The following is a 24,851-nucleotide window of genomic DNA, read 5'->3' on the forward strand; positions in this document are numbered from 1 at the left end:
AAGAGCTAGCCTTTACAAGGGCTAGCTCTTTTTAATCAAACGTTTGTTTAAATACTTATTCAATAACTTCGATGCTATATCCTTTCTTCTTCATCCCAATTAGCACTTGCTCAATATGTTCATTATCTTTCGTCTCAAGAGAAAGGTGCAGCTGTGCATAACCTGGAAATACTTTCGTTCCAATTCTCTCTAAGTGAATATGAAGAACATTCGCTTCAAAATCGGTTACAATCTGTAATACTTGCTGTAATTGCCCCGGTTTATCTTTAATTGTTGTTGAAATATGTACAAATCGGCCTGCTTCAACCATACCGTGTTCAATAATGCGCGAAATAAAATTAACATCAACATTGCCTCCGCTCAAGACAGGGACAATCTTTTTTCCTTGTACTGGTACTTTTTCATATAATAGCGCAGCTAATGAAGTAGCACCCGATCCTTCTACAAGTAATTTATTACGCTCTAGTAACATGAGCATCGTCCGAGCAATTTCCATTTCATCGACGCAGAAAATATCATCCACATAGCGCTGCACAAGCTGAAAAGTGAGATCCCCCGGTTTTTTCACCGCAATTCCGTCTGCCATCGTTGGCGTTGATTCTACCGTTACCCTTTGTTTTTCGGAAAGGGATTGTTTCATACTAGGACACGCCAACGCCTGTACACCGTATATTTTCACAGATGGCTTTTGTTCTTTAATTGCCATCGCAACACCCGCAATTAAACCACCGCCACCAATAGGACAAATGACCGCATCAACATCATCAAGCTGCTGCAATATTTCTAATCCAACTGTTCCTTGTCCAGCAATAACAAGCTCATCATCAAATGGATGTACAAACGTCGCTCCTGTTCGTTCCTTTAAATCAAGTGCATATGCTAATGCTTCATCAAATACATTCCCTTGCAATTCAACATTAGCTCCGTAACGCTTTGTCGCAAGTATCTTACTAAGCGGTGCTCCTTTTGGCATCACAATCGTACAAGGAATACCGAGCATATTACTAGAATAAGCTACACCTTGTGCATGGTTACCAGCCGATGCTGCCACAACTCCTTTTTGCAATTCTTCTTTGCTAAGCGAAGTCATTTTATTATAAGAGCCACGTACTTTAAAGGAACCTGTCTTTTGTAGATTTTCTAACTTTAAATACACTTCGTTATGAGATAGTTCACTAAATGTACTGGAATAATCTAACGGTGTTGTATGTACAATCCCCTTCATTTTTTCATGAGCAGCTATAATACTTTGTAACGAAATCATATTGTCGCCTCCGAAACGATATATATTCATACACGTTAGTTTAAGCCTCACAGTTTGTTTTATACGACAAAAGGAACCATTTCTTCATGTTAGAAATGGTTCTTTCAAAATAGTAGTGATTTTCACGATATATAACAGATTCATTTATTATTTTTTCACTTGTTCAGCTAATCTCTTCGTACTATTATAAGGAGAATCTGCTAAGCTAATCGCAGAAATAACAGACACCCCATCCGCACCTGCTTCAAGGACAGAAGCAGCATTTTCAATTGTAATTCCACCAATACCGACAATCGGAATTTCAATGCCACTTTCACGGAAAAAGCATAATCCCTCCGTTCCTTGTACTGCTTTTGCATCTTTTTTCGTATTTGTTGGAAAAATCGGTCCTACACCTAAATAATCTGCACCATTTTCAATTGCAAAACGTGCTTCTTCTATTGTATGAGCAGATACACCGATCATTTTATCTCCCATTTTTTCACGTACTGTTCGAATCCCTTCATCATCTTGCCCAACATGAACGCCATCTGCATCTAATTCTAGTGCTAATTCCACATCATCATTCACAATAAATGGAACATTATATTCTTTACACAAAGACTGAAGCTGTTTTGCAAATGCATATCGTTCTTCTCCCGTTAATGCTCCGTCACCTTTTTCACGATATTGAAAAATTGTAATTCCACCATCAAGTGCTTCTTTCATGACTTGTAATGGATCTTTGCGGCAATTGTTACTCCCCATAATAAAATATACTTGTAATAACTCAGACATATGCTGTTTATCGATGCGCGCCATTTCTCTCATCCTCTCTTAACGAACTTCTTCGACATTCCCATATCGTTCAATGTCTTTTGCAGTAACATTTGCTAACTGATTAAGAAATTCAATTTGGAAACTTCCTGGTCCTTGTTCAGCCGTTTTGTTTGCTGCGATTTCTGCCGCTACACCGTAAAACGTTACTGCTGCGACTGCTGCTTTTACATAGTCTCCTTCGACTGCTGTAAATGCTCCAATCACAGATGTTAATAAACAGCCCGTTCCTGTTACCTTTGTTAAAATCGGATGACCGTTACGAAGAATGAATGTTCTTTCTCCATCTGTTATAACGTCTTCTTTTCCAGTAATAACAGCGACAGTATCTAGCTGCTCTGCTGCTTGTTTCGCAATGGAAACAACGTCACCGTTTCCTTCTCCTGCATCAACACCTTTAATCTCCCACTTCTCATCAATAACATTTGCAATTTCCGCCGCATTGCCGCGGATAATTGCTAGTTTTACTTCACTTGGGATATACCTTGCAACTTCTGTTCGATACGATGTTGCACCAGCACCAACAGGATCAAACAAAACTGGTACATTATGCGCATTTGCTGATTTCCCAGCAATGAGCATCGCTTCTACTTCTTCCGGACGAAGTGTTCCCATATTTAAAACGAGTGCTCCAGCAATACTTGCCATTTCAGCTACTTCTTCTTTCGCATATGCCATCACAGGCGATGCACCTAATGCGAGTAAACCATTAGCTGTAAAATTTGTCACAACAACATTTGTAATATTATGAACGAGCGGATTTCTTTCTCGTACTGTTTCAATTACTTGTGCAATTTCTTCGATTTTCATATTTGTCCATCTCCTTTTTTAATAATGGGAGATATAGCCAAAAAAGACACTTTGCGCATGCAAAGTGTCTTAATATATGCTTTCACACTCTCCCTACGCTGGCATTATCCAACAGGTTCAAATGGTCAACGACAGATTAGCCGTACTCTCAGTTTGCATCCGCAAACTCCCATGTGTTTTATTATTCATCTAATTCAGAGTCTACTCTTATTCTATCAAAATCACAAGTTACATTTTGTTATGAAAATTCTTCTCCGCTTAACTCATCAAAGATGTAAAGTATTTCATTACTAACAATAGATTCGAATCTTCCGAATAACTGAATCCAAAAAGGATGTATGCTATAGTTAACTTACGGAAATTCGAAAGGATGTTTGAAATATGGCAAAAAGTGTTGTAATTGCTGAAAAACCTTCTGTTGCACGTGATATTGCACGTGTATTGAAGTGTGATAAAAAAGGAAATGGTTATATTGAAGGCAATAAGTATATCGTTACTTGGGCTTTAGGGCATCTCGTTACATTAGCGGATCCAGAAAGTTATGATGTGAAATATAAAACTTGGAATTTAGAAGACCTTCCAATGCTACCTGAACGCTTAAAATTAACAGTGATCAAGCAGACTGGAAAACAGTTTCATGCTGTTAAAAGTCAACTGATTAGAAATGATGTAAATGAAATCATCGTGGCTACAGATGCAGGAAGAGAAGGAGAATTAGTCGCTCGTTGGATTATTGATAAAGTTAAAATCAATAAACCTATTAAGCGTCTATGGATTTCATCTGTTACTGATAAAGCAATTAAAGATGGCTTTGCAAATTTGAAGCCTGGTAAAGCATATGACAATTTATACGCTTCAGCTGTCGCACGTTCGGAAGCCGACTGGTATATCGGTCTTAACGCAACGCGTGCATTAACGACACGATTCAATGCACAACTAAATTGCGGTCGTGTACAAACGCCTACTGTGGCGATCATTGCAGGCCGTGAAGATGAAATTAAAAACTTCAAAGCGCAAACATACTACGGTATCGAAGCTCAAACAACAGACAAATTAAAATTGACTTGGCAAGATGCGAAAGGCAATAGCCGTAGTTTCGATAAAGAAAAAATCGATGCCATTGTGAAAAAACTAGGCAAACAAAATGCTATTGTCGTGGAAATTGAGAAAAAACCTAAAAAATCATTTGCTCCTGGTCTTTACGACTTAACAGAACTACAACGTGATGCGAATAAAATCTTTGGTTATTCTGCAAAAGAAACGTTAAATATTATGCAGAAACTATATGAGCAGCACAAGGTATTAACATACCCTCGTACAGATTCACGCTACATCTCATCGGACATCGTGGAGACACTTCCAGAACGTCTGAAAGCTTGTGGTGTAGGTGAGTATCGTTCTTTAGCTAATAAGGTCTTAACTAAACCCATTAAAGCTTCTAAAGCGTTTGTTGATGATAGTAAAGTAAGTGATCACCATGCAATCATTCCAACAGAAAGTTATGTAAACTTTTCAGCTTTCACGGATAAAGAACGCAAAATTTATGATCTAGTTGTAAAACGTTTCTTAGCAGTTTTATTCCCAGCTTTCGAATACGAACAACTAACGTTACGTGCAAAGATTGACGATGAAAACTTCATCGCACGCGGCAAAACAATTGTTAATTCTGGTTGGAAAGAAGTATACGAAAATCGCTTTGAAGATGACGATGCAGTAGACGATTTAAAAGAACAAATCTTACCTCGCATCGAAAAAGGCGATATATTAAACGTAAAACTAATTGCACAAACAGCAGGGCAAACAAAACCGCCTGCACGCTTTAATGAGGCAACATTACTTTCAGCAATGGAAAATCCTACAAAGTACATGGGCACGCAAAATAAACAACTTGCAGACACATTAAAATCAACTGGTGGGCTAGGTACTGTTGCTACACGTGCTGATATTATTGATAAATTATTCAATTCGTTCTTAATCGAAAAGCGCGGCAAAGACATTCACATTACATCAAAAGGCCGTCAGTTACTTGATCTAGTACCAGAAGAATTAAAATCCCCTGCACTAACTGCTGAGTGGGAGCAAAAACTTGAGGCAATTGCGAAGGGTAAATTGAAAAAAGATGTATTCATTTCAGAAATGAAAAACTACACAAAAGAAATTGTTTCTGAAATTAAATCGAGCGATAAAAAATATAAACACGACAACATTTCCACAAAAACTTGCCCAGACTGCGGCAAACCAATGCTAGAAGTAAACGGCAAAAAAGGAAAAATGCTTGTGTGCCAAGATCGAGAATGTGGTCATCGTAAAAATGTATCCCGCACTACAAACGCACGCTGCCCTCAGTGTAAGAAAAAACTAGAACTTCGTGGTGAAGGAGAAGGTCAAATCTTCGCATGTAAATGCGGCTATCGTGAGAAGCTTTCTTCATTCCAAGAACGCCGTAAGAAAGAATCTCATGGAAAAATGGATAAACGCTCTGTACAGAAATACTTAAAACAACAACAAAAACAAGAAGAACCTCTAAATAATGCGTTTGCAGAAGCATTAAAAGGGTTGAAATTTGATAAATAACACACCTAAAGGAGTTGACTTAAAAGGGATATAGATGCCCTTTAAGTCAACTCCTTCTTCCATGTCCAATAATATATCGACCGTTTTTTAGAATATATCGGCGCTTCGACACAATATAAAGTGAAACTTCCATCAGTGACGCTTTTCTCACTGATGGAAAGCTCTCACCAATCGGGCTTTTACGGACAGTTTTCTTCCCCGCTCTTCTCCAGCCTTTACTGCCCGCAAATAGCGGGATAAAGACCCTCCGGCGATGTTCGACATACTTAACCTACACTCGCTCTTCATAAACAAAAGGTTCCTACCAATTGGTAGGAACCTTTTGTTATTAATGAATCAACTTACTTCCTTTTGCGTTTTCTACAAACTTTTCACTCGACTTATTAATTCGCTTTTTCAAGGCCAGTGCAATAATAAGCATTACAACTACCCAGATACACAATGCGAGAAGGTCTTTCCATACAACACCCCAAAGCATACCGCCCACTGTCTCACGAATAATACGAATTGCATACGTGAACGGCAGGAATGGATAAATTGCTTGGAAGAACTTTGGCGTCATTTGAATTGGGAATGTTCCACCTGAACCACCAACTTGTAATACAAGTAACACGATTGCCATGGATTTACCGATGTTTCCAAATACAGAAACAAGTGAGTATACAATACAAACGAACACTCCAGCAATTAACATACTAAATAGAACAAACCAGAATTTATCCACCACATAAGTGCCCAATAAGAATATATCTCCCATTGCTACGATAAATGCCTGGGCAAGACCGATCGTTAAGAATGTTAAGAAACGGCCGAAGTAAATGTGATAGCTTTTATACTCCGCATCTTCCTCATGTACTTCTACCGTTAATAATGAAACCATGAGTAATGCTCCTACCCATAACGCTAACACTGTGTAGAACGGCGACATCGCTGAACCATAGTTCGGTATTGGGTATAATTTATTCTCTTTTAAGTTTACTGGACTTGCGAAGAAATCACTTTGTTTTTCCACATCATGCTTTAACAAACGAATGATGTCCTTTACATCTTCTTGTGATTCAAATGTACGAATTTTATTAGCAAGATCTGTTATTTTCTTCTGTGCATCAGGAAGTTCAGCTTTTACTTTTTCAACTTCATCTTTGCCAAGTGACAAACCTTTCGATGCATCTTCTAGTACCTTCTTCACATCAGGAATACTTTTATTTGCTTCACTTAAGATTTTTGATGTATCTTTCGACATTTGTTTCGTACGTTCGATAGCATCGTTGAAACTTGGAACAATTTCGGAATCATATCTTCCTAAAATGTCGCCTAATGCCGCTGAAGCATTTTTAGATGCAGCATTTATACCATCAACTACATCCTTTGCAGGTTTCTGTCCTTTATTCATTGCATCTAATGCTAAATTTGCCCCATCGATTCCTTTTTGGAATTCACCTTTTACTTTGTTCAATTGATTAATTGTATTTGGTATATTTGTTGTTTTATTTAAATCTCCGGCAATTTTATCTGCATCATTTAATACTGGAATAATTCCATCTATCACTTGTATTCCAGCTGTCAAACTTGCTTTTAAAGAATTCAATCCGTTTTTCGCTGGGTCTAAATTTACACCCTCTTGTTTTAATTGATCCAATTTAGGCCATGCTCCTAAAACACCGTCGATAATAGCAATTCCATCTTTAGCCCCTTGATCTAGTGCATTGATCGCATCTTGTGACGGCTTTTGTCCTTGATCTATAGCCTTAATCATATTATCGGTCTTCTTACTTGTATTATCTAATACAGTTTTTAAACCTTTCAATCGATCAATATTATCATTAAAGATTGTTGTGTTAAATGTTTCATTAAGAGTTTGTAATAATGAAATGATTGTATCCACTTGTTTACTTCTATCATCAAGTTGACTTTTAATGATTTGAAGATTTTGTTTTGTCGTTTCAGGATCAACAACATTATTTTGTTTCATAGCATCTGCCATTTGTTGTGTAGATTGTAATACTTGTCGAGTAGATGCTAAAAAGCTTTTTACAGTTTTTGATGATTCAGTTAATGTTTGTTCGTTAATATTTGCTAAGTCTAAATTCCCTGCTGGGTTTTTCAAGAACTCTGTAATTTGTACGGCACCATCTGCAGACTGTTTTAGAAATGTTAAATTGTTTTTAATTGCTCCTGGTGCAGCTTCTAACGTTTTCGTATTCTGTGTAAAGAATGTATCTAAATCCTTCGTCATTTGTTGTCCATCTCGAATGACATTCTCAACGGTCGGCAATGTGTCTTGCGCTGTTTTCACAAGTTTTTGTGCTGTATCGGCATCCGTTAATGCCGTATCAACCAAATTGTTAATCTCCGGAAACTGTGTTTCTAATTTAAAAACAAGTTCTTTTACTTTTTCGATACTTGGTAAATTCGTTTCTAAATCAATCCCAAGCTCGTTGAAGATTTTAAAAATCTCACCGTTTGCTGTTTTTACGAAGTTTTTACCTATTTCCTCTACAATACCTGATGCACCTTTTGACGTAATTTTTGGTGCAATAGCATTGACCTTTTCATTCACATAATATTGAAGCTCTGGTTTTTGCGGATTATCACTTAATACTGTTGCAATTTTTTCGGAGAAATCTTTTGGAATAGTAATACTTGCATAATAATCACCATGCTTTACACCTTCTACAGCATGCTTCTCATCAACGAACTTCCAACCAAGGTTTTTATCCTTTTTTAAAGAATCAACAACCTCTTTCCCTATATTAATATCTTTCCCGCGTAAAGTTGTACCAGTGTCTTCATTAGATACTGCAATGGGAACATCTTTCGTACTTCCATAAGGATCCCAAGAAGCTTTAATATTAAACCACGCATATAACGACGGTAAAATTGCAAGCCCCAGTATGATAACAATTGCAGCCCAATGTTTTGCTACATTCCGTATGTCTGTCGTATAAATACGCCATATTTGTTTCATATTTTTAATCACCTAATCATATATTTTTTCTTTTTCCCAAATTCATACATACATTTTGCCATTATATCACTGTTTATTGAGATTTTTAAATTAAAATAATCGATACTTTCCCAGTAAACTTTATACGTCATTATATAATGAACACATGCAAATTATAACACTAAATGACCGTTTTGGTTTTACGTTCAATGATTAAAATCATATATAAAATGTAATAAAAAAGCAACCAATCCGTATTTCTACACGGTGGTTGCTTTTTCATTACACGTTAATTTGGACTTCAACACCAAAATGATCTGATACTACATTTCGGTTCATACCATTAAAAATCACTTGTGAGGAAACAACCTTCACAGGATGATTACTTAAAATAAGATCGATGCGTAAATTATTCTTATTTTCATCCCAACCAGCAATCTTTCCTTGCACAGTTGTTCCTTCGTCTTTTCTTTCTGCTAATTCATACGTGTCGTATAGACCATTTTTTATGAGATAGTCATACCCCTCATTCTGCGTACGTGCATTGTTGTTAAAGTCACCCATCAAAAACGTCAACTCATTATTATCTACATGATTCAACAAATGATCTACTTGCTTCTTAAACGGCTCTTCTTCATCAATCCACCAGCCAAGATGACAAGAATAAATTGTCACCGGTTCATTGTTATAGGAAATTGTTGCGCTTACAATTTTTCGTGTTTTCCAATACGTTGTATCTGTACCGCCCGATACGAAAAATGAATCACTCTTTATAATTGGATGCTTTGTTAAAATTGCTAAACCTTCTTCATACACATCGTATCCAATATGAGCAAAATCCCATACAACGTCATATTTTGCAGCTCCAAGCTTCTCTAACTCCGCTTGTAATAAGCGTACAAAATTGTCTTCCTTCATGTTCCCAGATATATTTCTTGCCTCAATTGATTGACTTACCTCTTGCAACGCTATGACATCATAGTCATTTTCTTGAATCGTTTTTGCTAAATAATGAATCTTTGCAAGTTGCTCATCTTCTTGCCACGAATGGCAATTTAAAGTTAATAATTTCATTTGTTATGCACCTAAAATATCTTGAATGTCTGACTTTAATACATCAGCTTTCGGGCCATAAACAGCTTGTACACCTTTATCTTTCACAATTAATCCAAGTGCTCCGTTTTTCTTCCAATTTGCTTCTGGTGCAACGACATCTAAATCTTTTACTGTTACACGTAAACGCGTCATACAAGCATCTACATCTGCAATGTTATCTTTCCCGCCTAATAGCTCGATAACCGCTGTTGCTAATGAACCTTCTTTTACATTTGCTGCTACTTCTTCAGCCCCATCTTCATTATCAATGTAGTTACCAGCACGTCCTGGTGTTGGTAAATTGAACTTTTTAATCAAGAAGTTGAAGATTGTAAAGTTTAACCCAAAGAATATAGCTGATACAACAACAAAGTTGATAAGATCTCTTGTTAATCCTGCCTTAACGATCATTGGTGTACGAGTTAATAATTCAATAAAACCAAACGCATGGATGCGTAAATGAATAACATCTGCTAATGCGAACGCTACACCTGTTATAACTGCATAAACAACATATAGTACTGGAGCGACAAACATAAACATAAATTCAATCGGCTCTGTAACCCCAGTTAAAAATACTGCTAATGCTGCTGAGAAGAACATTGGTTTATATTTATGACGTTTTTCTGCATCTACGTTACGGTACATCGCAAATGCGATACCAATTAATGATGCAGTGGAACCGATAACTTGTCCTACTTTGAAACGTGCTGGAACAACATTATTTAATAAATCATGATATGCTGTCATATCACCCTTATTTATTAAGTTATTTAAGTCCGTAATCCACGCAAGCCATAATGGATCTTGTCCTGCTACAACTTGCCCTGCCTTGGCACCTGTTAAGATTGTGTACGAGCCGCCAAGCGCTGTATAGTTCATTGGAATCGTTAACATATGATGCAAGCCAAATGGTAATAATAAACGTTCAAGTGTCCCATATACAAATGGTGCAACAATTGGTGCACTATCTTTTGAAGCTGCAATCCAACGTCCAAATTCGTTTAATCCACTTTGAATGAATGGCCATACAAACGATAGAATAATAGCAGTGATTGTAGAACCAACGATTACTACGAATGGCACGAAACGTTTTCCGTTAAAAAACGCTAATGCTTGTGGTAATTTATCATAGTTATAATATTTATTGTATAGCGTAGCTCCTAAGAAACCTGAAATAATACCTACGAATACTCCCATGTTAAGTGCTGGTGCACCAAGAACAGAAGTAAAGTAATCTTTAACAAGTAAGTTTCCTGCTAATAAGGAAGAAACTTTCGCTTTTGAATCCGCTAACATTACAGCGTTTACACCAAAAATTGCTCCTGTAATTCGGTTTGTTAATATGAATGCTAGTAAAGCTGCAAATGCACCGCCTGCACGATCCTTTGCCCAAGATCCCCCAATTGCTACAGCGAATAAAATATGTAAGTTTACAATAATTGCCCAACCGATATCTTCCATAACTCTAGCAATTGTTTGTACTGCAGATACATCACCAGCAGACATACCGATTAGTTTACCAATGGAAATCATTAAACCAGCAGCTGGCATAACCGCAACAACTACTAATAAAGCTTTTCCAAACTTTTGCCAAAAATCAAAAGATGCAAGCTTCTTCATTTCTTTGTTCCTCCTTTTTCTAGATTACAATCCCTCATGTATAAATAATAATTGCTTATCCCCTTACGAAAACTTTTTACGCAATCGTTTTCATAAATCAATTTTAATAAAAGCGTTTTCATATTGCAATAATAATTTTATAAAAATTTGTATTTTTTATAAAAAAAAGATGCTATATAGCATCTTTTTTAATGAGTATAATACACTCTTGTTTCATATGGTTTTAAAGCTATTGTTGTAACTGCATCATGCTCTTCTACTTCATAGTTATTTAAAAGCAAACGATTGCGTTCTAGCTTATATGCAGTCTCATCATATACAGCTTCACTCTCTGATAAATTGCTGATTACAACAACCTTTTTATCACTTAACGTACGTGTATACGCATAAATTTGTGGATCATCTTCTAAAAGTAAGTCGTACGTTCCATAAGTAAACACTTCATGCTCTTTTTTCAATGCAATCATCTTTTTATAGAAATTTAAAATGGAATTTGAATCTGTTTGCTGCACGTCTACATTAATTTCTTTATAATTTGGATTCATCCCAAACCAAGGCGTACCTGTTGTAAAACCAGCATTTCCCACGCCACTCCATTGCATTGGTGTACGTGAGTTATCACGGCAAGATGCCCAAATAATCTCCATAATTTCTTGATGAGGTGTCCCCTCTTCAATCTTTTGACGATATAAGTTCTTAATCGCCACATCGTCATAATCTTCAATACGCGGGAACTGAACATTCGTCATTCCAATTTCTTGACCTTGATAAATGAACGGTGTGCCTTGCATAAAGAAATACATTGCCCCTAAAGCTGTTGCACTTTCGCGCCAATATTGTTTATCATTGCCCCAAGTAGAGACAATACGAGGTTTATCATGATTTTCAATATAGAGCGCATTCCATCCTTTATTCTCTAAACCTTTTTGCCACTTCGTTAAAACTTTTTTAAGCCCTACAACATCAAGTTCCTTTTTCTTTTCTGCATCCCATAAGCTTAAATGCTCAAATTGGAATACCATATTAAACTTCCCTTGCTCTTCTCCAACCCAAAGCTCAGCATCTTCAATTTTCACACCATTTGCTTCGCCAACAGTCATAATATCATAATTGGCAAATGTTCTTGCTTTTAACTCTTCTAAAAGCGGCTGAATGCCATCAACATTCATATGTTTATCAAAAGAAGGTACATACTTGAGCCCTTTTGGATTCGGCATGTCTTTAAACCCTTCTTCTTTTTTAATATGACTAATCGCATCAACACGGAAGCCATCAATTCCTTTATCAAGCCACCAATTCACCGTGTCATATAACACCTCGCGCACTTCTTTGTTTTGCCAGTTTAAATCTGGTTGCTTACGCGAGAACAGATGTAAGTAATATTGGTCAGTTGCTTCATCATACTCCCAAGCAGATCCATTAAAAATACTTTCCCAGTTATTCGGTTCTTTTCCATTTTTTCCGTCGTGCCAAATATACCAATCACGCTTTGGATTATCCTTGGAAGAACGCGATTCAATGAACCATGGATGCTCATCACTTGTATGATTAATAACTAAATCGATAATAATCTTCATATCACGTTTATGCACTTCTGCTAATAGTTCATCAAAATCAGCCATCGTACCAAATTCGTCCATAATATTTTGATAATCACTAATATCATAGCCGTTATCATCGTTTGGCGATTTATACATTGGGCAAATCCAAATTACGTCTATACCGAGTTCTTTTAAATAATCTAGTTTTGAAATAATACCTTTCAGATCTCCAATACCATCGCCATTTGAATCCATAAAGCTGCGCGGATAAATTTGATAAGCTACCGCTTCTTTCCACCACGTTTTATTCATAATTCCTTCTCTCCTTTTGCACAAGTTAATGCAAACGTTTTCGTAAGGATATCATAACAAAATATGTTAAGTTTGTAACGGTTTTTTTATCTGATATTGTTACTTTTACTTATTCAATATGTTTATTTTCTCCTTACTGATACGCAAATATCTGTATTTTTCATTAAAAAATATAGTAAAACTCCCATATCACATAAAAACAAGGCAGCGCTCATGCGCTACCTTATTTTTATTATTTACAGCCTTTCACCTAATCCATTACTTTTTAATTTTTACAAGTTGTGCAGTTTCTATATCCTCTCCTTGTTTTCCGAAGAAAATAGCTCTTCCAAGTCCATTCATGGCTTCTCCTTTATTTAATCCTATTTGTATTTTTCTTCTTAAAGATTCATCCGAAATGTAATTCAGAATATTAAATAAGTATTGACTGATAATATTTTCTCTGCTAACCTTATTTTAATTCTTAAGTGAAGAAAATCTATGACGAGAAGAGTAGCCCAAGAACCTAGCTCTACAGAGAATCAACGTTTGGTGAGAGTTGATGTGCGAGACTTGTGCGAAAATCATCTCTGAGATGCAAAGCTGAATGACTAGTAAGCTTTGCCGGATTGTCCGCCGTTACCATGGAACACGTATGATTGTACGTTGATCGAGAGCCGCAGTTCACTTTTTGCTGCGGAAGTAGGGTGGTATCGCGAGTCAGCTCGTCCCTAACCATAGGGACGGGCTTTTTTTATTTTTCAAATTTGGAAGGAGTCGTTTTCATGAAGAAGAAAGAGACTGTATTTATCGGACTTATGTTATTTTCAATGTTTTTTGGAGCCGGCAACTTGATTTTTCCGCCGTTTCTCGGCATGGAAGCTGGAACCTCATTTTGGCTGGCAATCAGCGGTTTTATCGTGACAGGTGTAGGTTTACCGTTTGTCGTTTTAGCAGCGATGTCTCTTGTAAAGGGCGGGGCGCAAGCGTTAGGAAGTCGTGTACATCCCCTTTTCGGTTCTGTGTTTACTGTAATTGTATATTTATCAATCGGACCGTTCCTTGCGATCCCTCGTAATGCGAACGTCGCGTATGAAATGGGATTGAAGCCTTTTGTGGGCGGCAGTTCCTTAAATAATTCTGTACTCTTATTATTGTTTAGTTTTGTATTTTTCGCTCTTGTTTATGCGGTGAGCCTAAACCCGTCTAAGCTGGTTGATTACATGGGACGCTGGATTACACCGGCTTTACTTCTGGCAATTGTTGTTTTATGCGTAACAGCTTTTATTCATTTGGACGCTCCTTTGCATGCACCGGCGGAAAACTATCAATCCGGCGCATTTTTTAAAGGGTTCATTGAAGGATATTCCACAATGGATGCTCTTGCCGCCCTCGCATTTGGCGTTGTCATTCTGAATACTTTCCGTCAAAGAGGCGTGAAGGATAATCGGCAATTAATGCAGTCCACACTGAAAGCTGGATTTGTAGCTGGATTGGCATTAGCCTTCGTATATGTGACAGTCGGTTTAGTTGGCGCAAAAATGGCTTCGCAAGGTACATTTGAAAATGGTACAGCAATTTTGTCAGCAACTGCGAGTTCTTTTTTAGGTTACGGCGGAAAACTGTTGTTAGGCGTTATTTTTACACTTGCTTGCTTTACGACTTGCGTAGGTTTAACAACAGCATGCGGACAGTTCTTTGCACAGCTTTCTTCCAAATTCAGCTATAAATTTTTCGTAACTACGGTAACTATTGTAAGTTTCGCTCTCGCAAACCTAGGATTGAATGAAATTATCACTGTATCCGTGCCATTCCTTGTAATGGCCTATCCATTAACCATTGTCTTAATAACACTTTCCTTCTTCACAAAGGCACAAAAGGTATACGGAAGTGCCATGCTGTTAACAGGATTGGTTGCTTTGTATGATGGTTTGAAAGCATTCGGTCTCCAATTGAAGCAAATGCAGAGCTTGATGGATATGCTACCGTTTTCATCGTTCGGACTTGGCTGGGTTGTGCCTGCTTTGGTTGGGACTTTGATGGGATTTATTTGGGATAAATTTAGCCGCAAAGCGATTCCGGCAGCTTACGAGCAAAAAGCTTCCTAATAAATTATTTCGACTTTTGGGTGTTTTTGCACAACGTTCCGAAAAAGTTTAATAAGCTGTATCACTTGAACCACTTAAGTTTAGGAAAAGCCTTTCAAGAAGTACACTATTTGAAGCATGCTGTTAAACTTGTCTTTTGTGTTTCATAAATACAACTTAAATCAATTTTAAACATATCAATAGTATTGTATACGTTTTGACATACGTTGTTTTTTCTTAATAAACCTTTTCGAGGGGATATGTAAAAATACCCTTATTGTTAACTTTTCTAACTACTACTTTAGCTTATTTTCTCTTTCAAAAGAAATGAACTAACAGATGCTTAGGGAATAAACCCCCAATTTCATAAATAAATTGGGGGTTTATTATGAAGAATTCTTAACGTTGTAAGTTCGCGTTTTTCCGTCAGTACCCCTTATACAGTTGGTGACTATGTAAACTGGCCAGATTTAGACATTAAAAACTGGCCAACCACTTATTACGGAACAAACCTCACAAGATTACAAGAAGTGAAGACTGCATACGACCGTCATAACGCCTTTCGTTTACAACAAAATAAAAAGGAAGAACGATACATGGTTCTTCCTTATACCATAAACTGTGCAATTGTCTTCTTTAATTCCGCTGCCCGCTTCTCTAAATCTTTTGATAGCTGATCAATGAATATCATATTTTCAGATTGCTTCATTGTTATGCGAGCAACTTCCTGTGCTCCTGCTGAAGTTTCCTCAGCAATTGCTGCTACTTCCTTCGTTTGTATACCCGTTTCATGAATATAATCCATCTGTTCATTCATATAACCGCTAATTTTTTGAATCGCATCCACTACTTCCATAATGCTTGCTGTCATTTCTTTTAAAATAACCTCTGTTGCTTCGCCGCGTTTCGCCTCTTCTTTTGCTACATTTACTTGTTCTTTCATTTGTAGAGAAACATGGTTCACTTCATTTTGCATATCATGCAATAACTTTGAAATATTTTGTGCTGAACTTGCACTTTCATCAGCTAATTTTCGTACTTCTTCAGCAACGACTGCAAACCCTCTTCCATGTTCTCCCGCACGCGCTGCCTCAATTGATGCATTTAAGGCTAACAAATTCGTTTGGCTAGCAATTTCACTCACCAATAAGACAATATGCCCCACTTGCTTCGTATGATCTTCTAGCTTTTGTACACTTTTCATCGACTGTTCATTTTCTCTTGCTAACATTTGAATCCCTTCAATAAGTGATACAAAAACACGTGTACTTTGTCCAAGCGCCTTCACCATTTGCGAAGATAATTGATCTGATTGTTTTGCTTTTCCTTCTACTTCACTTGCAATGGAAATTGTCGCATCAACAGTTGAAACAATCGTTTGAATAGAGGCAGCTGATTGCTCCGCTCCTACGGAAATTTCGGTGAGGGTTTCCGATACTCCTTGTGCTTGTATCGTCGCCTCTCCTGTTTGCTCTCGAATTTGCTGTACTTGATTGTGTGTGTATGTAAACGTTGTATCAATATTTTTCACCATTGTCCGTAAATTTCCAAGCATCGCATTAAAAGCAACACTTAAAGAACGAATCTCATCATCTGCTTTTGGAAGAGAAACGTCCTCACGAATATCCCCATTCGCCGCTTTATGGGCAGCTTCTTCCAGCTTTCGAAGTGGCTTAATAAGAAAATCTGCTGCAAAATATGCTAAAATTCCTGACCAAATAACCCCTAATATCATCACAATAATATTGTACATAGTTTGATTTACGTATTCATGAACATAATCATATACAACATAAATAAACACCACACTTGTTGAATACGTAATAAGTGCTAAAATCGTCGTAAACAACACTAGCTGTATACGCAATCCAAAGGAAAAAGGCTTCTTTTCTTTCTCCATCCCAAGCTTCCCCCTATCTAAATGATATAAGTATCTTCTATATGTTATTATCTATATTTTTCATATAAAAAGATATATAGATTTCCAAAATAAATAATTAAATTTTGAAATAAATGGTTTCTATCAATGATTCTATGTAATACATCTAACTATTTCTATAAATATCGCCGTTTACAGACTTTGTATACAACAATTTATCCTGCTATTCGCGTGCAGTAAGACTCCACTGATGGAAGTTTCACTTTATAATCCCTTTAAATTTTTAACAAAAAATAAAGGAATATGACAATTTATGACTAATTACCAAAAACAAGGTATCTTTATACATCTGAATTTCATTGGAGGGGGATGCATGATACAAGTTCAAAATCTAACAAAATCTTTTGGTTCCTTAAACGTGCTCAAAAACATCAATTTACACGTGCAAGAAAAAGAAGTTGTTGTCTTAATTGGTGCAAGCGGTTCAGGAAAAAGTACCTTATTGCGCTGTTTAAATTTCTTAGAGATGTATGATGATGGAGAAATTTCGATACAGGGAGAAAAAATCCATCCAAAACATACAAATCTAAACAAAGTCCGCGAAGATGTCGGCATGGTTTTTCAACATTTTAATTTATTTCCTCATATGACCTCACTAGAAAACATCATTGAAGCTCCTATTCACGTCAAGAAATTAGACAAAACAAAAGCAACAAGCATTGCCTACGAATTGTTAGGAAAAGTCGGATTGCAAGATAAGGCTAACGTAATGCCCGATCTTTTATCAGGTGGTCAAAAACAACGAGTTGCTATCGCAAGAGCACTCGCAATGAATCCGAAGATTATGCTATTTGACGAACCTACCTCAGCTCTCGATCCTGAACTTGTCGGAGAAGTACTACAAGTTATGAAAGACCTTGCAAAAGAAGGTATGACAATGATTATCGTCACGCATGAAATGGGATTTGCCCGTGATGTAGCTGACCGTATCATTTTTATGGATGACGGACAAATCGTAGAAGATGCACCTCCAGAACAGTTTTTCACCGCTCCGTCAAATAAGCGTGCGAAGCAATTTTTACGAAACATTATATAAACATTGGAGGGATTTTTATGAAACGAAAGATGTTTAAAGTAATAGCAGCGATTACATTATGTGCTTCTTTAATATTAAGTGCCTGTAGTAAAGAAAGCAGCACTACATCAGCAGACGGAAAGAAAGAATTTCGCTATGCAATGAGCGGTTTATATAAACCGTTTAACTATAAAGAAAACGGCAAGCTTGTCGGCTTTGACGTCGAAATTGGTGAGGCACTTGCTAAAAAAATGAATATGAAGGCTGTCCCAGTAACAAACCCTTGGGAAACACTCATACAAGGTCTGCAAGCAAAAAAATATGATGTAATTTTAGGAAGTATGGCTATCACAGAAGATCGTCTCAAAGCGGTTAGTTTTACGAATCCATATTATCGCTCTGGGGCACAAATTTTCGTTTCAAAAACTAACACGTCAATCTCCTCTGCTGAAGATTTAAAGGGGAAAAAAGTAGGTGTCGTAAAAGCAAGTACATTCAAAACACTTGTTGCCAAGCAGACAGATCAAATTACAGAATACGATAGCGACATTACCGCTCTTATGGATTTAGAACCAGGACGAGTTGATGCTGTTGTCACAGATCAAATGGTCGGTCTTCGCATGATGAAAGAGGGAAAATCAAATATAAAAGATGCTGGTAAACCATTATCTCTTGATGAAATGGCCATTGCTGTTCGCAAAGATGATAAAGAATTAATGAAAAAATTAAATAAAGCATTAGATGAAATCATTCAAGACGGTACGTATGAGAAAATTAGTAAAAAGTGGTTTGGCCGTAACATTCTAGGCGAGAAAGCAAAATAAATTTTTATACATGAGTAGTGCTCCGCACCTTTCATTAGGGCATTGCTATCATATTTATAAAATTGAAATCAACTCTATAGAGGTGATACTAATGATTGATATTTTTATATCTACATATCCAACGTTCCTAAAAGCAATTGTGCTGACATTACAATTAACAATAACCTCCTTATTACTTGGATGCCTAATTGGATTGTTATTTGCATTTTTTCGTATTTCCAATAGCAAATTCTTAAATGGAATTGCGCATGTATACATTGCTATTATTCGTGGTATACCGTTAGTTGTACAAATTATGATTCTCTATTTTGGAATTACATCTGTTATTGTGTTATCACCTTTTTGGGCTGGCGCTATTGCCCTCGCTATTCATAACGGTGCCTATATTACTGAAATTTTCAGAGGTTCCATTCAGTCTGTAGACCGAGGTCAACTCGAAGCAGCTCGCTCTTTAGGAATGACATACCCATTAGCAATGCGCCGTATTATTTTACCTCAAGCATTTCGTTTGTCTATTCCGCCTCTAGGCAATCAGTTCATTATCGGCTTAAAAGACTCTTCTCTCGTTGCCTATGTAGGAATGTCCGAGCTATGGGGATCTGGACTTTCTGAAGCTGCTGCCAACTTTCAGCAGCTTGAAACATATATTGTCGTCAGCATCTATTACCTTGCGCTCGTTCTTTTATTTACGTACTTCGTTCATCTTCTTGAAAAACGATTAGCACGAAAAAATATGAATCACACACAACCCGCTAAGCAAAAAGAAATCCCTATGTAAAAAGCACGAACTCTTCATGAGTTCGTGCTTTTATCTTTATTATATAAAAATCATTGATTCTAATACCGAAATATATTTTAGCCGTTTTTTACATTTTTTACTTCTTCTATACTTTCCTCGCGATATTCAATATTCGCAGGATCTAATCCATTCCCTAAAGAGCCGTATAGATGTGCTTTATGCGGATCAACTAACTCGCTACCTTGGTAGTACACACGTGGTGTATTCCAAAGCGCAGCTAACGCTTTCCCCATCGGCATCTCGTGATAGCGCTCTGGCCACATTTCTTTAATTTTCTCTTTTACTAATGGATAGTATTTTGAGCTCATACCTGGGAACAAGTGATGCTCTGTATGATATGAGAAATTAAAATGTAACACGTCTACCCAGCGCGGCACTGTTACTGATAAACAGTTGGCAAGCGGATCGTTTACAGGAACAATCGGATTCAAACGGTGATTTGTTGCGATATATCCCATTACAATAGCGTTTGCAATTAATAATGGAATAACATAAGCAAAAAACCATTTTAAAGGTCCCATAATAAAAAATAAACTAATCCACACTGTCCATGGTAAAAGAAGCTGAAGCCATACAGATTTTTGAGTTGATGGCTTAAATTCCTTGATAAAAAGGAAAAACATACGAGACGAATGCATCGTAAATTGAAATGTTAACGATAGAAAGCTAAAGAAAGAACGAACATGCAACGGAAGGCGATATACCCAACGTAAAAATTTACTTTTCTTAAACTTATCCATCGTTGGCCACGCATCTGGATCATGCTCCTCATGCTGTGTATGCACATGGTGAGTCAAATTGTGCCACTTTCTCCACAACTTTGGTCCAGTTGACAGCGGCAAGAACGCAATTGCTCCAAGAAAATCTCTTAGCCAAGCTTTTCTTACTACTGTACCATGCAAAATTTCATGTCCAAGAAATCCCATAGATGCAAAACATAATCCTAAAACGATTGCAATTCCAAGATTAGCCCACACGTTCAAATCTAATAAACCAATTGTCAAAAATCCCGCTACCGTAATAAGTAAATAGGCTAGTCCACCAAACAAACGAGTTGGGACTGGTTTAAATGCCTTCTTTGGCAAATGCGGTGATACGCGTGCTGCATACCATCCAAACGTATGAAGATCCTTCATTCTTTTACCCCCTTTGCATGCCGCGCTTACGCACCTTACATACATCGATTGTCGTTTCCAGATTGATAATACTATTATTATAAAATTTTCTTTCTCAAAGAAAATTATGTTCACTCATTCTTACAATTATTATTCATTGAAAAACATTTCTCTTTTTACCCTTTATCAACCTTTCCACTAGATGAATCATATCAGTAGACTTTCTATATTGTCAATAACTTTTATGACCTAGTAATAAAAGTTGGTTATATTTTCATAATCACTTCTTATGTTACTAAATAAAAAATGCTTATTTACCAACATTTACACTTCCTATCAATTCCTTATCACTTCGTTACTAAACACTTAATTTTATGAAGGATACTATACTTAATCCTATTTATCTTATGTTATGTCAAGCAAATGAAAACAAAAAATTATGTACAGAACGTCTACCATTTTATTATTTTAAAATAATTTAATTTTGACACATGAAATTTTTGTTAATGGAAAAATTAAGTAACAGAAACTAATTAGAATAAGAGGTGCATTCAGATGGAATATGAACAAATGCCAAGATTTCCAGAACCATATTGGCGAGATTCTACTAGCTTCCCTACTTTCCCAAAGCTAACTGAGAACATCAAAACAGAAGTTGCCATCGTCGGAGCAGGTATCACTGGCATTACAACGGCGTACTTACTTGCAAAAGAAGGAATCAAAGTTGCATTAATTGATGCCGGAAATATTTTAAATGGAACAACTGGACATACAACTGCAAAAATTACAACCCAGCACGATCTTATTTACGATGAACTAATTAGCAATTTTGGAGAAGAGAAAGCGAGATTATATTACGAAGCAAACGATAAAGCACGGCAATTTATAAAAGATACCGTACAACAGCACAATATCCAATGTGATTTCACAGAAGAAGATGCTTATCTATATACGAATTCAACCGAAAGTCTACACAAGTTAACGAAAGAATTAGAAGCATACAAAAAGCTTGGTATCCCTGGCGAATACGTAGAAAGTATCCCGCTTCCAATTCCTATCAAAGCGGCACTTGTTATAAAGAATCAAGCACAGTTCCATCCGCTTCGCTATTTAGCGGCGCTTGTCGAGCAATTCATTGAAGCCGGCGGTGTTATATACGAAAATACAACTGCAGTTGATGTGGAAAAAGGATCTTATCTGGAAGTCATTACAAGGGACGGACATCGAATTACCTGTAGCTATATCATTTCTTGTTCACACTTTCCGTTTTATGATGCGAACAGCTTTTTCTTCGCAAGAATGTACGCAGAGCGCTCTTATGTCCTCGGTGTAAAAACAAAACAAGAATATCCAGGGGGAATGTATATAAGTATTGATAATCCGAAACGTTCCCTTCGTTACACCACAATGGGTGATGAAAAATTAGTATTAATTGGCGGAGAAAGCCACAAAACAGGACAAGGCATTAACATGATGAACCATTACGAAGCACTGCAAGCATTTGGCGAAGAAACCTTTGGCATAGAAGAAATTCCATACAGATGGGCAACGCAAGACTTAATTACACTCGATAAAGTGCCTTATATCGGACACATTAATGAAAATAACCCTAACATTTTCGTCGCAACAGGCTACCGTAAATGGGGCATGACAAATGGAACTGCGGCAGCTTTATTACTAAAAGCGTCCATTATGAAAATCGATAGCCCATATAAAGAACTTTACGCACCATCACGATTCCATGCGAATGCAGATATAAAAACGTTCGTTACTCAAAACCTCGACGTAGCAAAACATTTAATTGAAGGAAAACTAGAATTTGCGCTTCGTAAACCAGAAGACCTCGTAAATGGAGAAGGTGCTGTCGTAAGAATAAACGGAAAACGTGCCGGTGCTTATAAAGACGATGACGGCAAGCTTCACATTGTCGATACAACGTGTACACATTTAGGCTGCGAAGTAGAATGGAATAGTGGTGATTGTACGTGGGATTGCCCTTGTCATGGTTCGCGGTTTTCGATTCAGGGAGATGTGATTGAGGGGCCGGCTGATAAGGCTTTAAAGAGAATTGAAGATATGTAGTACTGTTAATGTACAACCTTTACTAAGGAAGAGCACCAAATTATCGGTGCTCTTTCCAGCTTTGATGTAGCATATCCCGAAACAGGACATTCAACTGCTCAATATCTATAGTCGTCTTCTTTTCTAAACTCTTTACATACTCCTCGTAATACGTAATCTGTCCTTCTAAAAATTCATTCAATGTCGCAATTCTTGGTCCTACATTCAACTCGATACCTGCTTTTTTCTTCTCAAGCAGTTCCTCAATTTCTTTCAAAAGGTTTGCACCCAAGACTAATCCATTCACTAATCTTTCAAACTCAACAGGCGGCAATGTTCCTTTCTCTTCTAACCATTTACAAGCTAATATCGGACGTAATACATAAAAGTATTTCTTTAGCTTTACTTCCTCACCTTTCAAAAACGTGCGATAGTTTTTAGATGCCATATGTAAATAATGATATATCGTTGCTTTTAGATCAAAATGACTACTCATTTCCTGCAAACGCTCCGGAAGATTTGATGTCTTAGCGTATACAATTGGCGAAAGAATCCACTCTAACAAAGCTGGATTCGATTTAGAAAATAACTGTAATGCTTTACGGAGTTCCCACCCACTTATATCAAGGGTATCGCTAATTGGATACTCAATAACATCCCGCTTTTGTTCAATTGATAAGTACCAGTCCATTCGATGTACGTATACAAAACGAACATCATAATCACTATCTTTTGATGGAAAACCCCACGCCCTGCTTCCGGATTCAACAGCGAAGAGAATCTTTACGTCGTTTTCTCCTTCAATTCGTTGTAGCTCTAATTGAATTTTTTCTCTCATATTTATCACTCTCATTTTTCTATCATTTCCTCGGAAATTCGACACCGAATCCGAAGCACCTTCCTTTAGTATGGCATCTGCGATAACATACATATACAAATTCCCTATGTATGTGGTGTCTTTCTGTAAGATGAAATATCAAAGAAGAGGATTCTCTATTTATCAACTATTGTAGCTTTGAAATAAAGTTTGATCAAAAACACCTCGCAATCCCAAGTTTTACGATAAATAAAAAGAATCCATGTTGAAAAAAGATTGATCAAAATGGATTCTTCTTCAGCAGATTTAAGTTTAGTTTTTATAAAAAAATTTGATCATTTCTACCTATGTTGTTCCGCAACTTTTAAGTTATGATACTTAAAAGTTAAATTCACCTTCTACAATCCCTTCAAAGCCGTCAATCTTCATCTTTTGAATTCCCTGACCATTGCTGATCCTAAGCCAAACAACTATACCACCTCTAGCAAAATAATTAACATATCATATTTAAGAAAAGTTAGTTAGCTAATAGCATATGTTTTATTGAAAGGGTGTGATTGAATTATGGATCAGCAGAAATGGGGCATTGGAGGATTAGTATTCGTTGGCTGCATGTTTCTTGGTGGAGGAGTGGGATCTTTGTTAGGAAGTTCCCAAATTGGATGGCTGATAGGAATGGGCGTTGGATTTCTTGGGATGGCTTTAACGAGACTGATTAGAAAATAATTAAACAGGTGTTCTTCTTTCAGTAAATAAGGCAATATGCATTTAAGTAATTACTTACATACTAGCCCTGTAACATGTAGTAATCGTACTCATACAAAGCCACTCTCTAACAGAAAGTGGCTCTTTTTGTTTTCGGCTCTGTTAAATTTCATTGTTGATTTTTATTCAAATAAAAAGCCGATGTTTTACATAACGGGTTCTCTTTTGGAGTACAAAATTAGAAATCACACAACTTTTGACAACACAAATCACAACATAATAGACCATCAATTGACACAAAGATTTGCTTGAAAGCGGGATTTTTTGCTTACTCAATTTGTAGCTTTGAAATAAAGTTCGATCAAAAACACCTCGCAATTCCAAGTTTTGTGATAAATAAAAAGAATCCATTTTGAAAAAAGATTGATCAAAATGGATTCTTCCCTAGCAGATTTAAGTTTGGTTTTTATAAAAAAGTTTGATCCTTTCTACCTATGTTGTTTCACAATCGGGCCCGATTGTTGAATA

The 24,851-nt window shown here is 36.7% G+C and carries 17 protein-coding genes, 2 pseudogenes, 1 riboswitch and 1 other annotated feature; of the genes and pseudogenes, 8 read left to right on the forward strand and 11 right to left on the reverse strand.

The genetic code is table 11. The features are described from left to right. Positions 1–55: 55 nt before the first annotated feature. The 3 genes from ilvA to thiM all read right to left on the reverse strand — a co-directional run bounded on the left by ilvA (position 56) and on the right by thiM (position 2,890). A complete protein-coding gene (gene ilvA, locus WAX78_RS20395) occupies positions 56–1,264 on the reverse strand; it encodes a threonine ammonia-lyase (RefSeq protein WP_336483838.1) in 1,209 nt (402 codons plus the stop codon). Positions 1,265–1,411: 147 nt separating this feature from the next. After that, a complete protein-coding gene (thiE, locus tag WAX78_RS20400; protein WP_336483839.1) occupies positions 1,412–2,065 on the reverse strand; it encodes a thiamine phosphate synthase in 654 nt (217 codons plus the stop codon). Between the two features lie 15 nt (positions 2,066–2,080). Continuing rightward, positions 2,081–2,890 (reverse strand): hydroxyethylthiazole kinase, encoded by an 810-nt coding sequence (thiM, locus tag WAX78_RS20405; protein WP_336483840.1) that lies wholly within the window; start codon positions 2,888–2,890, stop codon positions 2,081–2,083. Positions 2,891–2,963: 73 nt separating this feature from the next. Further along, a riboswitch (TPP riboswitch) is annotated at positions 2,964–3,073 on the reverse strand. A 198-nt stretch (positions 3,074–3,271) separates the two neighbouring features. On the opposite strand from thiM, the gene WAX78_RS20410 reads away from it, so the two are divergent. Next, the gene (locus WAX78_RS20410; RefSeq protein WP_336483841.1) at positions 3,272–5,464 is read left to right on the forward strand and encodes a DNA topoisomerase III; all 2,193 of its coding nucleotides are present in this window, start codon (positions 3,272–3,274) and stop codon (positions 5,462–5,464) included. A gap of 328 nt (positions 5,465–5,792) precedes the next feature. On the opposite strand, the gene WAX78_RS20415 is transcribed toward WAX78_RS20410, so the two are convergent. The 5 genes and pseudogenes from WAX78_RS20415 to WAX78_RS25245 all read right to left on the reverse strand — a co-directional run. Further along, positions 5,793–8,432, reverse strand: coding sequence for a YhgE/Pip domain-containing protein (locus WAX78_RS20415; protein ID WP_336483842.1), 2,640 nt, complete (start codon positions 8,430–8,432; stop codon positions 5,793–5,795). Positions 8,433–8,693: 261 nt separating this feature from the next. Further along, complete coding sequence (locus tag WAX78_RS20420; RefSeq protein ID WP_336483843.1) at positions 8,694–9,485, reverse strand: endonuclease/exonuclease/phosphatase family protein; 792 nt, start codon at positions 9,483–9,485, stop codon at positions 8,694–8,696. 3 nt (positions 9,486–9,488) lie between these two features. Beyond that, positions 9,489–11,129 (reverse strand): PTS transporter subunit IIBC, encoded by a 1,641-nt coding sequence (locus tag WAX78_RS20425; RefSeq protein ID WP_336483844.1) that lies wholly within the window; start codon positions 11,127–11,129, stop codon positions 9,489–9,491. A 188-nt stretch (positions 11,130–11,317) separates the two neighbouring features. Then, entirely contained in the window at positions 11,318–12,982 is a 1,665-nt protein-coding gene (locus tag WAX78_RS20430) for a glycoside hydrolase family 13 protein (protein WP_336483845.1), read from the reverse strand. Positions 12,983–13,279: 297 nt separating this feature from the next. Further along, positions 13,280–13,393, reverse strand: a pseudogene (locus WAX78_RS25245) (Tn3 family transposase); the annotation flags it as partial. Between the two features lie 60 nt (positions 13,394–13,453). Next, positions 13,454–13,697: a binding site (T-box leader), on the forward strand. 49 nt (positions 13,698–13,746) lie between these two features. Here WAX78_RS25245 and brnQ point away from each other — a divergent pair. Next, a complete protein-coding gene (gene brnQ, locus WAX78_RS20435) occupies positions 13,747–15,069 on the forward strand; it encodes a branched-chain amino acid transport system II carrier protein (protein WP_336483846.1) in 1,323 nt (440 codons plus the stop codon). A gap of 413 nt (positions 15,070–15,482) precedes the next feature. Beyond that, a pseudogene (locus tag WAX78_RS20440) lies at positions 15,483–15,725 on the forward strand (BBE domain-containing protein); the annotation flags it as partial. Here WAX78_RS20440 and WAX78_RS20445 read toward each other — a convergent pair. Then, on the reverse strand, positions 15,656–16,948 hold the full coding sequence (locus WAX78_RS20445; RefSeq protein WP_336483847.1) for a methyl-accepting chemotaxis protein: 1,293 nt from the start codon (positions 16,946–16,948) through the stop codon (positions 15,656–15,658). The pseudogene WAX78_RS20440 and the gene WAX78_RS20445 sit on opposite strands and share 70 nt — an antisense overlap. A gap of 352 nt (positions 16,949–17,300) precedes the next feature. Here WAX78_RS20445 and WAX78_RS20450 point away from each other — a divergent pair, with 352 nt between their 5' ends. From WAX78_RS20450 to WAX78_RS20460, 3 genes are all read left to right on the forward strand, one after another. Next, the gene (locus WAX78_RS20450) at positions 17,301–18,023 is read left to right on the forward strand and encodes an amino acid ABC transporter ATP-binding protein (protein WP_336483848.1); all 723 of its coding nucleotides are present in this window, start codon (positions 17,301–17,303) and stop codon (positions 18,021–18,023) included. Between the two features lie 17 nt (positions 18,024–18,040). Further along, a complete protein-coding gene (locus tag WAX78_RS20455; RefSeq protein WP_336483849.1) occupies positions 18,041–18,826 on the forward strand; it encodes an ABC transporter substrate-binding protein in 786 nt (261 codons plus the stop codon). A 91-nt stretch (positions 18,827–18,917) separates the two neighbouring features. Beyond that, a complete protein-coding gene (locus WAX78_RS20460; protein WP_336483850.1) occupies positions 18,918–19,604 on the forward strand; it encodes an amino acid ABC transporter permease in 687 nt (228 codons plus the stop codon). Positions 19,605–19,681: 77 nt separating this feature from the next. On the opposite strand, the gene desB is transcribed toward WAX78_RS20460, so the two are convergent. After that, positions 19,682–20,761, reverse strand: coding sequence for a Delta(10) desaturase DesB (gene desB, locus WAX78_RS20465; protein ID WP_336483851.1), 1,080 nt, complete (start codon positions 20,759–20,761; stop codon positions 19,682–19,684). Between the two features lie 534 nt (positions 20,762–21,295). Between desB and WAX78_RS20470 the strand changes: the two genes are divergently transcribed. Beyond that, entirely contained in the window at positions 21,296–22,822 is a 1,527-nt protein-coding gene (locus WAX78_RS20470) for an FAD-dependent oxidoreductase (RefSeq protein ID WP_336483853.1), read from the forward strand. A 40-nt stretch (positions 22,823–22,862) separates the two neighbouring features. On the opposite strand, the gene WAX78_RS20475 is transcribed toward WAX78_RS20470, so the two are convergent. Continuing rightward, on the reverse strand, positions 22,863–23,639 hold the full coding sequence (locus tag WAX78_RS20475) for a nucleotidyltransferase domain-containing protein (protein WP_336483854.1): 777 nt from the start codon (positions 23,637–23,639) through the stop codon (positions 22,863–22,865). A gap of 543 nt (positions 23,640–24,182) precedes the next feature. On the opposite strand from WAX78_RS20475, the gene WAX78_RS20480 reads away from it, so the two are divergent. Next, positions 24,183–24,344 carry a hypothetical protein gene (locus WAX78_RS20480; RefSeq protein ID WP_336483855.1) on the forward strand — a complete coding sequence of 54 codons (162 nt, stop codon included), beginning with the start codon at positions 24,183–24,185 and terminating at the stop codon, positions 24,342–24,344. Positions 24,345–24,851 lie beyond the last annotated feature (507 nt).

The sequence above is a fragment of the Bacillus yunxiaonensis genome, from assembly GCF_037104695.1.
Classification (GTDB): Bacteria; Bacillota; Bacilli; order Bacillales; family Bacillaceae_G; genus Bacillus_A; species Bacillus_A yunxiaonensis.

Coding starts and splice junctions, on each gene's coding strand:
- ilvA (WP_336483838.1), bottom strand. CDS start 1,264: ATGATTTCGTTACAAAGTATTATAGCTGCTCATGAAAAAATGAAGGGG.
- thiE (WP_336483839.1), bottom strand. CDS start 2,065: ATGGCGCGCATCGATAAACAGCATATGTCTGAGTTATTACAAGTATAT.
- thiM (WP_336483840.1), bottom strand. CDS start 2,890: ATGAAAATCGAAGAAATTGCACAAGTAATTGAAACAGTACGAGAAAGA.
- WAX78_RS20410 (WP_336483841.1), top strand. CDS start 3,272: ATGGCAAAAAGTGTTGTAATTGCTGAAAAACCTTCTGTTGCACGTGAT.
- WAX78_RS20415 (WP_336483842.1), bottom strand. CDS start 8,432: ATGAAACAAATATGGCGTATTTATACGACAGACATACGGAATGTAGCA.
- WAX78_RS20420 (WP_336483843.1), bottom strand. CDS start 9,485: ATGAAATTATTAACTTTAAATTGCCATTCGTGGCAAGAAGATGAGCAA.
- WAX78_RS20425 (WP_336483844.1), bottom strand. CDS start 11,129: ATGAAGAAGCTTGCATCTTTTGATTTTTGGCAAAAGTTTGGAAAAGCT.
- WAX78_RS20430 (WP_336483845.1), bottom strand. CDS start 12,982: ATGAATAAAACGTGGTGGAAAGAAGCGGTAGCTTATCAAATTTATCCG.
- brnQ (WP_336483846.1), top strand. CDS start 13,747: ATGAAGAAGAAAGAGACTGTATTTATCGGACTTATGTTATTTTCAATG.
- WAX78_RS20445 (WP_336483847.1), bottom strand. CDS start 16,948: ATGGAGAAAGAAAAGAAGCCTTTTTCCTTTGGATTGCGTATACAGCTA.
- WAX78_RS20450 (WP_336483848.1), top strand. CDS start 17,301: ATGATACAAGTTCAAAATCTAACAAAATCTTTTGGTTCCTTAAACGTG.
- WAX78_RS20455 (WP_336483849.1), top strand. CDS start 18,041: ATGAAACGAAAGATGTTTAAAGTAATAGCAGCGATTACATTATGTGCT.
- WAX78_RS20460 (WP_336483850.1), top strand. CDS start 18,918: ATGATTGATATTTTTATATCTACATATCCAACGTTCCTAAAAGCAATT.
- desB (WP_336483851.1), bottom strand. CDS start 20,761: ATGAAGGATCTTCATACGTTTGGATGGTATGCAGCACGCGTATCACCG.
- WAX78_RS20470 (WP_336483853.1), top strand. CDS start 21,296: ATGGAATATGAACAAATGCCAAGATTTCCAGAACCATATTGGCGAGAT.
- WAX78_RS20475 (WP_336483854.1), bottom strand. CDS start 23,639: ATGAGAGAAAAAATTCAATTAGAGCTACAACGAATTGAAGGAGAAAAC.
- WAX78_RS20480 (WP_336483855.1), top strand. CDS start 24,183: ATGGATCAGCAGAAATGGGGCATTGGAGGATTAGTATTCGTTGGCTGC.